This window comes from Massilia pseudoviolaceinigra (assembly GCF_030846505.1).
GTDB classification, from domain to species: domain Bacteria; phylum Pseudomonadota; class Gammaproteobacteria; order Burkholderiales; family Burkholderiaceae_D; genus Telluria_A; species Telluria_A violaceinigra.
Window position 1 is genome coordinate 124,325 of sequence record NZ_JAVCWL010000011.1, and the last position, 15,940, is coordinate 140,264.

At 62.6% G+C, this 15,940-nt stretch carries 13 protein-coding genes; 7 read left to right on the forward strand and 6 right to left on the reverse strand.

Annotated features, from left to right (window positions below):
- Positions 1-97 precede the first annotated feature (97 nt).
- The 3 genes from RBA40_RS12965 to RBA40_RS12975 all read left to right on the forward strand — a co-directional run bounded on the left by RBA40_RS12965 (position 98) and on the right by RBA40_RS12975 (position 2,271).
- Positions 98-901: an alpha/beta fold hydrolase gene (locus RBA40_RS12965; protein WP_306648268.1), complete on the forward strand. Its 804-nt coding sequence runs from the start codon at positions 98-100 to the stop codon at positions 899-901.
- Between the two features lie 163 nt (positions 902-1,064).
- A complete protein-coding gene (gene dcd / locus RBA40_RS12970; RefSeq protein ID WP_099879511.1) occupies positions 1,065-1,634 on the forward strand; it encodes a dCTP deaminase in 570 nt (189 codons plus the stop codon).
- A 181-nt stretch (positions 1,635-1,815) separates the two neighbouring features.
- Complete coding sequence (locus RBA40_RS12975; RefSeq protein WP_306648269.1) at positions 1,816-2,271, forward strand: GNAT family N-acetyltransferase; 456 nt, start codon at positions 1,816-1,818, stop codon at positions 2,269-2,271.
- A 146-nt stretch (positions 2,272-2,417) separates the two neighbouring features.
- On the opposite strand, the gene RBA40_RS12980 is transcribed toward RBA40_RS12975, so the two are convergent.
- Both RBA40_RS12980 and RBA40_RS12985 read right to left on the reverse strand, forming a co-directional pair.
- On the reverse strand, positions 2,418-3,209 hold the full coding sequence (locus RBA40_RS12980; protein WP_306648270.1) for a glycosyltransferase: 792 nt from the start codon (positions 3,207-3,209) through the stop codon (positions 2,418-2,420).
- The gene (locus tag RBA40_RS12985) at positions 3,157-3,651 is read right to left on the reverse strand and encodes a glycosyltransferase (RefSeq protein ID WP_306648271.1); all 495 of its coding nucleotides are present in this window, start codon (positions 3,649-3,651) and stop codon (positions 3,157-3,159) included. Before RBA40_RS12985 ends, RBA40_RS12980 begins: the two co-directional genes overlap by 53 nt.
- 59 nt (positions 3,652-3,710) lie before the next feature.
- Here RBA40_RS12985 and RBA40_RS12990 point away from each other — a divergent pair, with 59 nt between their 5' ends.
- Positions 3,711-4,268 (forward strand): TetR/AcrR family transcriptional regulator, encoded by a 558-nt coding sequence (locus tag RBA40_RS12990; protein ID WP_306648272.1) that lies wholly within the window; start codon positions 3,711-3,713, stop codon positions 4,266-4,268.
- Between the two features lie 270 nt (positions 4,269-4,538).
- On the opposite strand, the gene gmtX is transcribed toward RBA40_RS12990, so the two are convergent.
- The 3 genes from gmtX to RBA40_RS13005 all read right to left on the reverse strand — a co-directional run bounded on the left by gmtX (position 4,539) and on the right by RBA40_RS13005 (position 7,978).
- Positions 4,539-4,829 carry a gamma-mobile-trio protein GmtX gene (gene gmtX / locus RBA40_RS12995; protein ID WP_306648274.1) on the reverse strand — a complete coding sequence of 97 codons (291 nt, stop codon included), beginning with the start codon at positions 4,827-4,829 and terminating at the stop codon, positions 4,539-4,541.
- 150 nt (positions 4,830-4,979) lie between these two features.
- A complete protein-coding gene (locus RBA40_RS13000) occupies positions 4,980-7,232 on the reverse strand; it encodes an arginine/lysine/ornithine decarboxylase (RefSeq protein ID WP_099882760.1) in 2,253 nt (750 codons plus the stop codon).
- A gap of 248 nt (positions 7,233-7,480) precedes the next feature.
- Positions 7,481-7,978, reverse strand: coding sequence for a dihydrofolate reductase (locus tag RBA40_RS13005; RefSeq protein WP_306648275.1), 498 nt, complete (start codon positions 7,976-7,978; stop codon positions 7,481-7,483).
- A 369-nt stretch (positions 7,979-8,347) separates the two neighbouring features.
- Between RBA40_RS13005 and carA the strand changes: the two genes are divergently transcribed.
- The 3 genes from carA to RBA40_RS13020 are packed head-to-tail and all read left to right on the forward strand — an operon-like array spanning position 8,348 to position 15,095.
- A complete protein-coding gene (carA, locus tag RBA40_RS13010) occupies positions 8,348-9,505 on the forward strand; it encodes a glutamine-hydrolyzing carbamoyl-phosphate synthase small subunit (RefSeq protein ID WP_306648276.1) in 1,158 nt (385 codons plus the stop codon).
- Positions 9,498-13,334 (forward strand): carbamoyl-phosphate synthase large subunit, encoded by a 3,837-nt coding sequence (gene carB / locus RBA40_RS13015; protein ID WP_306648277.1) that lies wholly within the window; start codon positions 9,498-9,500, stop codon positions 13,332-13,334. The genes carA and carB overlap by 8 nt, the downstream gene beginning before the upstream one ends.
- Before the next feature lie 18 nt (positions 13,335-13,352).
- On the forward strand, positions 13,353-15,095 hold the full coding sequence (locus RBA40_RS13020) for a methyl-accepting chemotaxis protein (RefSeq protein ID WP_306648278.1): 1,743 nt from the start codon (positions 13,353-13,355) through the stop codon (positions 15,093-15,095).
- Between the two features lie 49 nt (positions 15,096-15,144).
- On the opposite strand, the gene thyA is transcribed toward RBA40_RS13020, so the two are convergent.
- On the reverse strand, positions 15,145-15,939 hold the full coding sequence (gene thyA / locus RBA40_RS13025) for a thymidylate synthase (RefSeq protein ID WP_306648279.1): 795 nt from the start codon (positions 15,937-15,939) through the stop codon (positions 15,145-15,147).
- Position 15,940: the final 1 nt, after the last annotated feature.

A 15,940-nucleotide genomic window follows, 5' to 3' on the forward strand; every position in this document is an offset into this window, starting at 1 on the left:
AGCGGCAGCGCGAGCCTGGGCTACGTCGCGACGCTGACAGTAGGGGTTTCCCTCTAATCCTGTATGGCCGGTCGCGGAATCGTCTTACAATCGAAAAATGACGAAACCGATCCTCCATTTCTCGCACGGGAACAGCTTTCCGGCTGGCAGTTACCGCAAGTTCTTCGACCAGCTGCGCGCCGATTACGACATTCGCGCGGTCGATATGTACGGCCACGATCCGGCTTACCCGGTCAGCGACGGCTGGCCCAAGCTGGTCGAGCACCTGATCGCCACGCTGGAAGGCTACGGCGAGCCGGCCATCCTGGTCGGCCATTCGCTGGGCGGGATGCTGAGCATGATGGCGGCCAGGGAGCGGCCGGACCTGGTGCGCTGCGTGGTGATGCTCGACTCGCCCGTGGTGGCGGGCTGGCGCGCCATGCTCTGGCGGCTGGTGAAATCGAACCAGAACTGGAGCGATTATTTGTCGCCGGCCCGCCTGTCGCGCCGGCGCCGCACGGTGTGGCCCACCGTGCAGGCGGCCTACGAGCACTTTGTCTCCAAGCCCGTGTTCGCGGCCTGGGCGCCCGGCGTGCTGCACGATTACCTGGAACATGGCCTCGAACCCCATCCGGACGGGGTGCAGCTGCGCTTTTCGCGTGATGTGGAAACCGAAATCTATCGCGGCCTGCCGCACCACCTCGGCAGCGTGATGAACGGGGCCTACCCGGTGCCGATCGGCTTCATCGCCGGCACCGAATCGGTGGAGCTGCGCCAGGCCGGCCTGGACGCCACGCGCAAGCTGGTGGGCGGCAATTTCGCCGAAATTCCCGGAGGCGGGCATCTGTTTCCGATGGAGTCGCCCGAGCTTGCGGGACGCCTGACGCGCGAGATGATCGCCAAACTGCTCGCGCAGCGCTAGAACAGCGCGGCAATGCATCCCCGCCATACCAGAGAAAACAGGCCGCGGACTGCCGCCGATGAGGACTTTTCGCGTAAAATCGCGGGAAATTCTCTCTTTGCCGTGCAAGCAGCGCGGCAGGGACAGCGCAACCTGACCAATTCTTTCTTCTGGAACGACACGTATGAGCATTAAATCTGATAAATGGATCCGCAAAATGGCTGCGGAAACGGGCATGATCGAGCCTTTCGAGCCAGGGCAGGTCAAGGAACTCGATGGTCAGAGAATCGTTTCATACGGCACGTCGAGCTACGGGTACGATATCCGCTGCGCCGATGAATTCAAGCTGTTCACCAATATTAATACCACCATCGTCGACCCCAAGAATTTTGACGAGAACAACTTCGTCGACGTTTCGGGCAAGGGCTTCTGCATCATTCCGCCCAATTCGTTCGCGCTGGCGCGCACCGTCGAATACTTCCGGATTCCGCGCAATGTGCTGACGATCTGCCTGGGCAAATCGACCTACGCCCGCTGCGGCATTATCGTCAATGTCACCCCGTTCGAGCCGGAGTGGGAAGGTTTTGTGACGCTGGAGTTTTCCAACACCACGCCGCTGCCGGCGAAAATCTATGCCAACGAAGGCGTGGCGCAGGTGCTGTTCTTCGAATCGGACGAAGTGTGCGAGGTATCGTACAAGGACCGCGGCGGCAAATATCAGGGGCAGGTTGGGGTTACGCTTCCCAAGGCCTGATTGCCGCAGCCGGTTATCGATAGCCGGCCCGCCGGGATCGTCCGACATTCAGCACGCACTAGCTCTCGCATCATAACAACCTTCGGCCTAGTTGATCGTACGACCGCTGCAAGGCAACAAGGCCGAGTCTTCAAGCGGACAGAAGCCGCCGCTGAACATATGGGGGTATTGAGCAATGGTAGTGCGCGATTTTACTGAACTAGACTTCCCTGCTGTGTGCAGTATCTATATCGAAGCAAAAAGCGACGAACTCCAGTTCGAAAACGATGATTTTGAAATCACTCCGTTAGACAAGGACGCCGTTATTCTGGCGGCGTTCCAGGAATCGGTTGTACTGATTGTTGAGGATAGGGAAGTCTTAGGATTCGCAGCCATGTACGGAAATCAATTACGGGCGATGTTCGTTCGCAGAGATGTTCGAGGAAAAGGTGCGGGCCAGGCTTTGCTAGATGCGGCACGCTCACGGATTGATAGGGAAATGGTTCTTAACGTTGCGAAGTCAAACCTCGGAGCTCAGAGGTTTTACGCCCGCAACGGCTTCGTAGCGACGGGAGAGGTAGCTAAGTTGTACCATGACACTGCGGTCATCTACATTCAGATGACGTCTAGTCTACCGGCAGCGAACACGCGGCTGTAGCTGGCCAGGAGCAGTTATTTCTTGACCGCCCGCGTTGGGGCGGTAGCGGCCGGCGCACAGCCGCCTTGGCCAGAGCCCGCAGTGAACATTCCTGAGCGGTCCGTGTCCGCTTCACTACAGTGTTGAGCAATTCGTATGCAAAGCACTTAATTGTTCAGCGCTTCCAACAGCCGGTTGCAGGTCCGCATGATGCCGTCCGCGTCTTGCAGCAAGTCCTTATATCGCTTGCAGCTTGCGACTATCGAGGCATCGGTGACGAGAGTTTCCAGACTGCGGGCGACACGCTCGGGTGCGAAATGACGAGGCAAAATTTCGTTGCCAACGCCCAGCTGCGTAACGCGGCTGGCATTGTCGAACTGATCGAAAGCCATCGGCTGGATCATCTGCGGCACGCCGGCCCGTAGTGCCTGGCTGACCGGTCCCATGCCCCCGTGGTGGATGAACGCCAGGGCGTGCGGAAGCAAGGCGGCGAACGGGGCGTAGGACACGTGAATCATGCCGTAGGGCAGGTCGGGGGGCAGCTGCTTCGGATCCGACGTGACAACGATGGCGCGCTTTCCCAGCAGACGACAGGCGGCGATGGCGCTGCTGAAAAATGCGTGCGACACCGCGTTAGCCGTGCCTGCGGTAATCACCACGGGCGCCGGGCCGGCATCGATAAAGTCCGTGAGCTCGAGGGGCAGGGGCTGGTTTTCACCGTGCTCTGCCATGGGGAAGCCCTGCACCGGCCAGTCGGGCTGGCGCTCGGCAAACCAGTCGGGTGCCATGCACAGCGTTGTGTCGGCTTGGTGCAGCCATTGGTGAAACATCCTCGCGACCGGTGGCAAGCCGAGGCGGGCGCGGATCTGGTTGAACGGGACCGTATAAAGCGGATCCATAAACTTGCTATCCATGATGCGCCAGATGAAACGCTTGACGAAGCGCGGCAGGGCGCTCATATGGCCCAGTGGGGAGAAGCGGCGCGCAAAATTCCGAGCGCAGCAGTGACGGCGACAGATGAATCACGGTGACCGGAATGCCGTGCGTCTCGCTTAGCAAACGTGGCGCGAAGGCGAAGGTCGAGGCGATGGCGATGGTCTGGCCGGGCAACACATCCTGCGCCATGACCTGGTGCGACGCTTCCACCCGCGCCATTACGCCGGCAGCCACCAGGCGCATGCCTTCCTTCGGGTTGGTGGCGGCAGGGGAATTGAGGAAGTTTTCGTACTCGACCGCCTCGCTGGTCGCGGTGAAATGCAGGCCGCGCTCCTCGGCGTGACGCTGGAAATAGCCGTTGCCGTAGAGGCGAACCTCGTGCCCGCGCCGCGCCAGCTCGGCGCCGAGTGCCATGAATGGCAAGTTATCGCCCAGGCTGCCGAGCGCCATGATCAGTATTCTCACGATGTTCTCTTTTTGGAGTAAAGTATGTTTACGCCGTAAACCACGCCCCCATGTGAACAATGTCAACATCAACCAAACCCTACCACCACGGTGACTTGCGTAAAACGCTGCTCGAAGTTGCCGATCAATTAATCGATGAAGGCGATGCCGGCGCGTTCAGCCTGCGCGAAGTCGCGCGCCGTGCAGGGGTATCGCCGCCGGCCACGTACCGCCATTTCGGCGACAAGCAAGCCTTGCTCGCCGCTGTGGCCCAGAAGGGGTTCGAGGACTTTGGCCGCGCGCTGAGCGAGGCGATTGGCGCGGCAGACGATCCACTGGCCGCCATGGGGCAGGCTTATGTTCGCTTTGCCGTGGCGCGCCCCGGTCGCTTCCGGCTGATGTACGGGCCAGCCATCGTCGAGCGTGCCCGCCATCCGGAGTTGCAAACGGCCTGGATCGCGGCCTCCGAAGCGATGCGGGCGGCGCTGCTGGCCCGCTCCCCATCGGCGAGCGACGCGGCCGTTACGAGTCTCAAACTATGGTGCATGGTTCATGGCCTGTCGCAGCTAATTCTCGACGGGATGCTGCCGGGGCATGACCCGGACGTGCTGGCGCGTGCTATCACGGCAGCGTCTTGAAACACGGGCATTGAACCGGGATGTCGAGCAACTTTCACTCCAGCCTAATGCTGTGAATCTTGCCGAATTTGAGCAGAAGTGTAGGCCCCAGATTCGTAACGGGAACGTCCGCTTTGGGGTGCGGATTCAACCGGTGGCCGCCTTTCGTTTCGCACGACTTGGTCGCTTTGAGTCAATAACGATATAAACCATTTATGTCTTTAAATCAAAAACGTGAAATTACAGGTCGCAGCGCTTCGGACTCCGCCTCCTTCAATTCCTTCGTCTTTATCATGCACCAAATCTGGCATTGCTTTTGCCAAGGAGTTTAAGGATCGAAGTCGTATAGCCGACCTTGTATAGTTGCCTGCCCATGTGATCGGTGATCCTTCCGTTCTCGTCGCATTTCCAGTCCTGCTCGCTGAAGAACTTGTTACTGACGGCGTGACGCAGGGCCTCGATCTCCGATGGCAGCAGTTGTGTCGAGGCCGGCAGAATCTGGATCAAATCCAAAGGCTCAGCCTTGGGTTGCGACCGCATGTCCAACACCCGGTCGGTTTCCGACTTAAGCAGGGTCACCATGCGATCGGTTTTACTCCATACATGGCATAACGTTATGCAAAAAAAAGCCGTCTCGTGGAATCGAGACGGCATTTTTGAGGCCAGATCATGACTGGTCAGTTACTCCATATAACCGAAGGTTCCTTTTTTGCGTGGCGCATGGCCCGCGAATTACTGGCGCACGCAATCGACGAAATAACCGCGCTTGCCATCGACTTCGCGCTTGACCAGGCCGTGCACGTCGGTCTCGAAGCCGGGGAAGCGCTCGTTGAAGTCGCGCGCAAAGCGCAGGTAGTCGACGATGGTCTTGTTGAAGCGCTCGCCCGGAATCAGCAGTGGAATGCCCGGCGGGTAAGGCGTCAGCAAAATCGCCGTGATGCGGCCTTCCAGCTCCTCGATCGCCACGCGCTCGATCTCGCGGTGCGCCATCTTGGCAAAGGCGTCGGACGGCTTCATGGCCGGGATCATGTCGGACAGGTACATCTCGGTCGTCAGGCGCGCCACGTCGTAGGTCTTGTAGAAGTCGTGGATCTGCTGGCACAGGTCGCGCAGGCCCATCGCTTCGTAGCGCGGGTTGGCCGCGGCGAACTCCGGCAGGATGCGCCACATCGGCTGGTTCTTGTCGTAGTCGTCCTTGAACTGCTGCAGCGCCGTCACCAGCGTGTTCCAGCGGCCCTTGGTGATCCCGATCGTGAACATGATGAAGAACGAGTACAGCCCGCACTTCTCGATGATCACACCGTGTTCGGCCAGGTACTTGGTGACGATCGACGCCGGAATGCCGGACTCGCCGAACACGCCGTCGAGCGACAGGCCAGGAGTGACCACGGTCGCCTTGATCGGGTCGAGCATGTTGAAGCCGGGGGCCAGGTTGCCGAAACCGTGCCAGTCGTCCTCGGCGCGGATCATCCAGTCGTCCTGGGTGCCGATGCCTTCTTCCGAGAAGGTGTCCGGGCCCCATACCTGGAACCACCAGTCGTTGCCGAATTCGGCGTCGACCTTCTTCATGGCGCGGCGGAAGTCGAGCGCCTCGAAGATCGATTCCTCGACCAGCGCGGTGCCGCCCGGCGCTTCCATCATGGCCGCGGCGACGTCGCACGAAGCGATGATCGAATACTGCGGCGAGGTGGACGTGTGCATCAGGTACGCCTCGTTGAAGGCATCCTGGTCCAGCTTGACCGTTTCCGATTCGCGCACCAGCACCTGCGAGGCCTGCGACAGGCCGGCGAGCAGCTTGTGGGTCGACTGGGTCGAGAAGATCATCGATTCCTTGGCGCGCGGGCGGTCCTTGCCGATCGCGTGCATGTTCTTGTAGAAGTCGTGGAAGGTCGCATGCGGCAGCCACGCTTCGTCGAAGTGCAGGGTGTCGATCTTACCGTCCAACATTTCGCGCAAGGTCTCGACGTTGTACACCACGCCGTCGTAAGTCGACTGGGTGATGGTCAGAATGCGCGGCTTCTTGTTGACGGCCTGGCGCGCGAACGGATTGGCTTCGATCTTGCGGGCGATCGATTCGGGCGTGAACTCTTCGAGCGGAATCGGGCCGATGATGCCGAGGTGGTTCCGGGTCGGCATCAGGAACACGGGAATCGCGCCGCACATGATGATCGAGTGCAGGATCGACTTGTGGCAGTTACGGTCCACCACGACGATATCGCCGGGAGCGACCGTGGAGTGCCACACCATCTTGTTCGAGGTCGAGGTGCCGTTGGTGACGAAGTAGCAGTGGTCGGCATTGAAGATGCGCGCCGCATTGCGTTCGGACTTGGCGACCGGGCCGGTGTGATCTAACAGCTGGCCGAGTTCTTCGACGGCGTTGCAGACGTCGGCGCGCAGCATGTTCTCGCCGAAGAACTGGTGGAACATCTGGCCGATCGGCGACTTCAGGAAGGCCACGCCGCCCGAGTGGCCGGGGCAGTGCCACGAGTACGAACCGTCGTTGGCGTAGTTGACCAGCGCGCGGAAGAACGGCGGCGCCAGGCCGTCGAGGTAGGACTTGGCTTCGCGGATGATGTGGCGCGCCACGAATTCGGGCGTGTCCTCGAACATGTGAATGAAGCCGTGCAGCTCGCGCAGGATATCGTTCGGGATGTGGCGCGAGGTGCGCGTTTCGCCGTAGATGTAGATCGGGATGTCCGAGTTCTTGTGACGGATCTCTTTCACGAATGCGCGCAGCGCGATCAGGGCCGAATCGGTGTCTTCGATCGAACCGGAGCCGAATTCCTCGTCATCGATCGACAGCACGAAGGCCGAGGCGCGCGACTGCTGCTGCGCGAACTGCGACAGGTCGCCATAGCTGGTGACGCCGAGTACCTCCATGCCCTCTTTTTCCATCGCCTCGGCGAGCGCGCGGATGCCGAGGCCGGAAGTGTTCTCGGAACGAAAATCCTCGTCGATAATGACGATTGGGAAACGAAATTTCATGGACAGCTCCAAAGCGAAGCGCCGCGAGGGAAGTCCGCGCCTGTTGCGGGACGCCGCTCGCGGCACCGATAAAAAATAAGAAGCGGATTTTCGCAGAAATGGCGGCAATCCGGTGAAAAAACTTTTGCTAGATTAACTACATGCGGGCGCTAGTGTCGCACAACATGCGCGCACGCGCGCGCACGTGCGCATGCTCGTCTTGCCAGGCTTTGCCTGTCCGGCCTGGCCAGTGCGCCCCGACCGGGAAATCAACCCGCTTTGCTGTAGGTGACGAAGGCGTAATCGAAGCCGTTGCTGGCCGAATGGTGCGATTCGCGTGCGGTCTCGATCCACTCGTTTGGGTCGAGCGCCGGGAAGAAGGCGTCGCAAGCGAAGCTGTGCGCGATCTCGGTGACGATCACGTGCTGCGCCAGGGCCAGCGTCTGCGCATAGATCTGGGCGCCGCCGATGACGAAGGCCGGCGCATCGCCAGCGCCACCTTCCACCAAAGAAAGCGCATGTTTCACTGACAAGGCGCGTTCCACCCCTTCATGACGCCAGTCCGGATTGGTGGTGATGACGATGTTGCGCCGGTTCGGCAGCGGGCGCCCGATCGAATCGAACGTCTTGCGGCCCATGATGATCGGGTGCCCGGTGGTCAGGCGCTTGAAGTGCGCCAGGTCTTCCGGCAGGCGCCAGGGCAGGGTGTTGTCGATGCCGATGCCGCGCGCGGCATCCATTGCAACAATGAGTGAGAGTGTTGTCATACAGCCTAGTTTCAAGGAAATCAGAATGTCGCCATTATCATCGAAATCGGGCAGGCTGGACGATCTTGATCCGGCGAACACGGCCTCGAGCCCGTCGTCCGCCCGGATAGTTTCCGGATGAAAAGTAACACACTCTCACACTCTTGTTTTGCCGTATATCCTTAATTACAAAGGGGAAATTGGCAAACGCAAAACTAAGTGTTGGGATAAAACGTCACACATTAATTTCTGTATGGCAACTGCTTTGTTTGCTGTATCGTACTTGAACACTCGCCGCAACAGAGATAGAAATGGCAATTTTTTCTGATCGGATTGCAAGGGAAAACGTCGCTTGGACCGGCTGCGGGTGACCTACAGTCTGGAGACCACATGAAGCACCCACTTAGTAACAGCAACGGCGCCCGCCCGCGTGCGACGCTGGCCTTGCAGGACGGCACGCTGTTCGAAGGCACCGCCATCGGCGCCGCCGGCCAGACCAGCGGCGAAATCGTTTTTAATACCTCCATGACGGGATACCAGGAAATCCTGACCGACCCGAGCTATACGCGCCAGATCGTCACCCTGACCTATCCCCACATCGGCAACACCGGCATCAACCCGGAAGACGGCGAATCGGCGCGGGTGCAGGCGGCCGGCTTGATCATCCGCGACCTGCCTTTGCTGGCCTCGAATTTCCGCTCGACCCACAGCCTGTCCGACTATCTCGCGCAGCAGGGCGTGGTGGCGATTGCCGATATCGATACCCGCAAGCTTACCCGCCTGCTGCGCGAGAAAGGCGCGCAGAACGGCGCCATTGTCGTCGGCGGCGAGCCGGGACAGGCGCTGGCCCTGGCGCGCGCCTTCCCCGGCCTTGAAGGCATGGACCTGGCGCGGGTCGCCTCCACCCAAACGGCCTACGAATGGACTGAAGGCCCGTGGCAGCTGGGCGCCGGTTTTGCGCCGGCGCCGGCGCCGCACCTGCACGTGGTGGCCTTCGACTACGGCGTCAAGAACAACATCCTGCGCATGCTGGCCGGGCGTGGCTGCCGCGTCACCGTGCTGCCCGCGCAAGCGGGCGCGCAGGAGGCGCTGGCGCTGGCCCCGGATGGGATCTTCCTGTCCAACGGCCCGGGCGACCCGCAAGCCTGCGACTACGCCATCGAGGCCGCGCGCACCCTGATCGACAGCGGCACGCCGGTCTTCGGCATCTGCCTCGGGCACCAGATCATGGCGCTCGCCTCGGGCGCGCGCACGGTCAAGATGAAGTTCGGCCACCGCGGCGCCAATCACCCGGTGCAGGACCTGGCCACCGGCAAGGTCGCCATCACCTCCCAGAACCACGGCTTCGCGGTCGATGCGGCCACCTTGCCGGCCAACTGCCGCGTCACCCACGTGTCGCTGTTCGACGGCACGCTGCAGGGGTTCGAGCGCACCGATCGTCCCGCCTTCTGCTTCCAGGGCCACCCCGAAGCCTCACCCGGCCCGCACGACCTGGCCGGTCTGTTCGACAAATTCGTCACCATGATGGAAAGCCGTAACCATGCCTAAGCGTTCAGATATCCGTAGCATCCTGATTATTGGCGCCGGCCCGATCGTCATCGGCCAGGCCTGCGAATTCGACTATTCCGGGGCCCAGGCCTGCAAGGCGCTGCGCGAGGAAGGCTACAAGGTCATCCTCGTCAACAGCAACCCGGCCACCATCATGACCGACCCCGAGATGGCCGACGCCACCTACATCGAGCCGATCGCCTGGGAAGTGGTGGCGCGCATCATCGCCAAGGAGCGTCCCGACGCCATCCTGCCGACCATGGGCGGGCAGACCGCGCTCAATTGCGCGCTCGACCTGCACCGCCACGGCGTGCTGGCCGAATTCGGGGTCGAGCTGATCGGCGCCACGCCCGAAGCGATCGACAAGGCCGAAGATCGCGCCAAGTTCAAGGCCGCCATGACCAGCATCGGGCTGGCCTCGGCCCGCTCGGGTGTCGCCCACAGCATGGCCGAAGCATGGGAAGCGCAAGGTCCGCTCGGCTTTCCTGTGGTGATCCGCCCATCGTTCACGATGGGCGGCAGCGGCGGCGGCATCGCCTACGATGCGGCGCAGTTTCACACCATCTGCCAGCGCGGGCTGGAACTGTCGCCCACCAATGAGCTGCTGATCGAAGAGTCGCTGCTCGGGTGGAAAGAGTTCGAGATGGAAGTCGTGCGCGACAAGCTCGATAACTGCATCATCGTCTGCTCCATCGAAAACCTCGACCCGATGGGCGTGCACACGGGCGACTCGATCACCGTGGCGCCGGCGCAAACGCTGACCGACAAGGAATACCAGATCATGCGCAACGCCTCGGTGGCGGTGCTGCGCGAAGTCGGCGTCGACACGGGCGGCTCGAACGTGCAGTTCGCGGTCAATCCGGCTGACGGCCGCATGATCGTCATCGAAATGAATCCGCGCGTCTCGCGTTCGTCGGCGCTGGCCTCCAAGGCCACCGGCTTTCCGATTGCGCGCGTGGCCGCCAAGCTGGCGGTCGGCTTCACGCTCGACGAACTGCGCAACGAAATCACCGGCGGCGCCATGCCGGCTTCGTTCGAGCCGTCGATCGACTACGTGGTCACCAAGATCCCGCGCTTCGCGTTCGAAAAATTCGCCGGCGCCGACGATCACCTGACCACCCAGATGAAATCGGTGGGCGAGGTGATGGCGATCGGCCGCACCTTCCAGGAATCGTTCCAGAAAGCCCTGCGCGGCCTCGATATCGGCGTTGACGGCGTGCGCCGCGACGGCATGCAGACCGGACGCGCCGTGATCGAAGAAGAATTGTCGAAACCGGGGCCGGACCGTATCTGGTACGTCGGCGAAGCCTTCGCCCAGGGCTTGACCCAGGAGGAAGTGCACGCCTGCAGCGCCATCGACCCATGGTTCCTGGCGCAGATCCACGACCTGGTCGCGGTCGAGCAGTGGATCGAACAGCAAACCCTGGCCGCGCTCGACAAGCCGGTGATGTACCGCCTCAAGCAGCAGGGCTTCGGCGACCGCCGCCTGGCGGCGCTGCTGGGCGCCACCGAACAGGCGGTGCGCGAAGCGCGCCATGCGCTCGGCGTGCGGCCCGTGTACAAGCGTGTCGACACCTGCGCGGCCGAGTTTTCGACCAGTACCGCCTACCTGTACTCCACCTACGACGAAGAATGCGAAGCGGCGCCTAGCTCGCGCAGCAAGATGATGGTGCTCGGCGGTGGCCCGAACCGTATCGGCCAGGGTATCGAATTCGACTACTGCTGCGTGCATGCGGCCATGGCCCTGCGCGCCGATGGTTACGAAACCATCATGGTCAACTGCAATCCCGAAACCGTCTCGACCGACTTCGACACCTCCGACCGGCTGTATTTCGAGCCGGTGACCCTGGAAGACGTGCTGGAGATCGTCGCGCTCGAAAAACCGGCCGGCGTGATCGTGCAGTACGGCGGCCAGACCCCGTTGAAACTGGCGCTGGCGCTGGAAGCGGCCGGCGTGCCGATCATCGGCACCTCGCCCGACATGATCGATGCGGCCGAAGACCGCGAACGCTTCCAGCAATTCCTGCAAAAGATGGACCTGCGCCAGCCGCAGAACCGCACCGCGCGCACCGAGCCTGAAGCAGTGCGCCTGGCCGAGGAAATCGGCTACCCGCTGGTGGTGCGTCCATCGTATGTGCTGGGTGGGCGCGCGATGGAAATCGTGCACGAGCAGGCCGACCTGGAACGCTACATGCGCGAAGCGGTCACCGTCTCGCACGATTCGCCGGTGCTGCTGGACCGCTTTCTGAACGACGCCATCGAGGTCGACGTCGACTGCGTGTGCGACGGCGTGCGTACCCTGATCGGCGGCGTCATGGAGCATATCGAGCAGGCCGGCATCCACTCGGGCGACTCGGCCTGTTCGCTGCCGCCGCACTCGCTCAGCGCCGCCACGGTGGCCGAGATCAAGCGCCAGACCGCGCTCATGGCGCTCGAACTGAAGGTGGTGGGCTTGATGAACGTGCAGTTCGCGGTCCAGCAAAAGCGGGTCGACGCTCGCGTGCACGACGTGGTCTACGTCCTTGAAGTGAACCCGCGCGCATCGCGCACCGTGCCGTTCGTGTCCAAGGCCACCGGCATGCAGCTGGCAAAAATCGCCGCGCGCTGCATGGCCGGGCAATCCTTGGCCAGTCAGGGCATGCTAGACGAAGCGGTGGCGCCGTGCTTCAGCGTCAAGGAAGCGGTATTCCCGTTCGCGAAGTTCCCTGGCGTGGACACCATCCTCAGCCCCGAAATGAAATCGACCGGCGAAGTGATGGGTGTCGGTTCGACCTTCGGCGAAGCCTACTTCAAGGCCCAGCTGGGCGCCTCGGTCAAGGTGCCGCGCGCGGGCCTGGTGTACCTGCGCGTCAAGCGTGGCGACCAGGCGCGCGCGGTGGTGCTGGCGCGCCAGCTGAGCGGCGCCGGCTTTACCCTGTGCGCCAGCCTGGTGACGGCGACCGTCATCCGCGCCGCCGACATGGCGGTCGAGGACATCGACGACGCCGTCATCATGGACCGCCTGGCCGCGCGCGAGATCGCCCTGATGATCCTGACGGTCGATGAAAAACGCAGCGCCGTGGTGGCATCGCGGCCGCTGCGGGTGGCGGCGCTGGCGGCCGGCACGGTGGTGTGCACCACCATTGCCGCCGCCGAATGCATGTTCGAAGCGGCCCGCCACGCCGACAGCTACGGCCTGGCTTCGCTCCAGGAACTGCACGCCAAGCACCCCGAGGCCGAACCGGCGCCGCCCGCGCGCGCGCTGCCCAGCGCCGCCGACCTGGCTGCCGCTTCCACCATCCTGCCCGAGCGGCGCGCCCGTTCGCGCGAACGCACGGCCGGCGGCACGCCGCTCAAGCTGTTCATCCGCCAGCCGTTCACGGAATCGGACGCCGAGCAGCAGCGCCTGATCGGCGACATCATGGACCTGATCGACAGCGCCAACGGCATGCCGCATGCGTTCGACTACCTGACCGGCACCCGCGCCGAAAGCGCGGACACCTTCAAGAAGTCGTTCGAGCGCGATTACCACCTGCCGTTCACCCCCAAGCACTTCCGCGACCACCGTCTCGGGCTGCTCGACCATGCGGACGCGGTGGTCAACATCCGGGTCGGCATGAGCGAGAGCAGCGCCTTCGAGCTGGGGTACCACATCTTCAAGGGCCGCTGCTCGCCCGTTCTGTTTTTGGTATGGAAGCACGCACCGATCAAGACCACCCTGATCCGCGAGCTGCAGGACCTGTGCGATGTCACCTATCTCGAGTTCGAGCACGTCGACGAACTGCGCAAGGGCATCCACGCATTTTTCAGCACTATCCGGCACGGTGCAGGCAACACCACCAATTACTAGTCATACAAGGAGCTACGCATGTTCGATAACATGAAAATCAGGACACTTGTGATCGGAGTCCTCGGATTCCTGATCGTGTTGATGGTCGCCATTGGCGCCATGGGCATTTACAGCGGACGCCATTCGGTCGGGCTGGTGCGCGACATCACCGTCGAAGACCAGCGCAACACCACCGTGCAGACGTCGATCCGCCTCGAAATGGAACTTAACCGCAGCCAGATTTTGCAGGCGCTCCAGCACAATCCGGTCCTGAGCTGGTCGCAACTGCACGACCACCCGCTGACGGTCCACTTCGACCAGATCGATGCGATCGCCGGACGTACCGCCAAGCGCTGGGAAGAGTACATCGCCAGCGTCAGGTCGCCCGAAGAAAAGCGCCTGGCGCAGGAGTGGTACGCCAAGAGCGACGGACTGGGGATCGAGAACGTGCGCGCGGCCGCCGCCTTCATCAAGGCCGAGAAGTGGGACGACGCCGAGACGGTCCTGATCAAGAAGATCAACCCGGGCTACCGCATCGGCGACGCCACCCTGGCCACGCTCAAGGAACTGGCCGACAAGCGCGTCAAGGCCGATGACGAAATGGTCAACGCCAGTCTTGCGCGCATCGCCTACGGCATGATGGGCATCCTGGTGATCGGCGTGGTGCTGGGCGTGGCGGTGGGCTGGGCGCTGGTCAAGGCCATTTCGGTGCCGCTGCAGGAAGCCATGCAGATCGCCGTGCGCGTGGCCGACGGCGACCTGACCGGGCAGATCGAATCGCACGGGCGCAACGAAATCGGCGCCTTGCTGGGCGCGATGGCCAAGATGAAATCGAACCTGGCCGATATCGTATCGGAGGTGCGCAGCAGTACCGACACCATTTCCAGCGCATCGAGCGAAATCGCGGCCGGCAATACCGACCTGTCGGACCGCACCAGCTCCCAGGCCAGTTCGCTGGAGCAGACCGCCGCCTCGATGGAAGAATTGACCTCCACCGTGCGCCAGAACGCCGACAATGCGCGCCAGGCCAACGTGCTGGCGCTGTCCGCGTCGGAAGTGGCCACCAAGGGCGGCCTGGTCGTGGCGCAGGTAGTCGAGACCATGGGCTCGATCAACGCCTCGTCCAAGAAAATCGTCGACATCATCGCCGTCATCGACGGTATCGCGTTCCAGACCAATATCCTGGCGCTCAATGCCGCCGTCGAAGCGGCGCGCGCGGGCGAACAGGGGCGCGGCTTTGCGGTCGTGGCGTCCGAAGTGCGCAACCTGGCGCAGCGTTCGGCCGGCGCCGCCAAGGAAATCAAGGAACTGATCGGCGACTCGGTCGAAAAAGTCGACAGCGGCGCCAAGCTGGTCGACCAGGCCGGCTTGACGATGCAGGAAATCGTCACCAGCATCCATCGCGTCACCGACATCATGGGCGAGATCACCACCGCCAGCGCCGAGCAGACGGCGGGCATCGACCAGATCAACGAAGCGGTCGGGCAGATGGACTCGATCACCCAGCAAAACGTGGCCCTGGTCGAGGAAGCGGCGGCCGCCGCCGGACTGCTGCAGGAGCAGGCCGGTACGCTGACGCAGGTGGTCAGCGTGTTCAAGCTCGATGGTAGCCGCGCGCCGGTAGCGGCAGCGCGCCACGCGCCGCAGCGCAAGGCCGCCCCCGTGGCACCGCGCCTGGCCGGCAAGAGCGCAGCGGCCCCGAGGAAGGCCGCCGCGCCCAAGCCGGCCCCGCAAAAGCGCGCCGCCAGCACGGCCGCCGAATCGGATTGGGAAGAGTTCTGACGCAGTTGCAGGCCCGGGGCGCGCCGCATGAACGGCGCGTCCCGGCGTCCTACACCGCGACCGGCGCCTTGATATGCGCGTGCGACTCGTAGCCGACCACCTCGAAGTCGTCGAACTTGTAGTCGAACAGCGAGTCCGGCTTGCGCTTGATGACAAGGCGCGGCAGCGCGAACGGTTCGCGCGAGAGCTGCAGGTCGACCTGCTCCAGATGGTTCGAGTACAGGTGGCAGTCGCCGCCGGTCCACACGAAGTCGCCCACTTCCAGGCCGGCCTGCTGCGCCATCATGTGGGTCAGGATCGCGTACGAGGCGATATTGAACGGCACGCCCAGGAAGATATCGGCGCTGCGCTGGTACAGCTGGCACGACAGCTTGCCGTCGGCGACGTAGAACTGGAACAGCGCGTGGCAAGGCGGCAGCTTCATGTTCGCAATGTCGGCCACGTTCCAGGCCGAGACGATCATGCGGCGCGAGTCGGGCGTGTTCCTGATCTGGTCGAGCACCTGGGTGATCTGGTCGATATGCTCCCCGCCCGGGGTGGGCCAGCTGCGCCACTGGTAACCGTAGATGGGACCCAGGTCGCCGTTGGCATCGGCCCAGTCGTCCCAGATGCTCACGCCATTGTCCTTCAGGTAGCCGGTATTGGTGGAGCCCGCGAGGAACCAGATCAGCTCATGGATGATGGATTTGAGGTGCAGCTTCTTGGTCGTCACCAGCGGGAAACCGTCCTGCAGGTTGAAGCGCATCTGGTGGCCGAAGACGGAGCGCGTACCGGTGCCGGTGCGGTCGGTTTTTTCGGTGCCATGGTCTTTCACATGGCGCATGAAGTCGAGGTATTGGCGCATC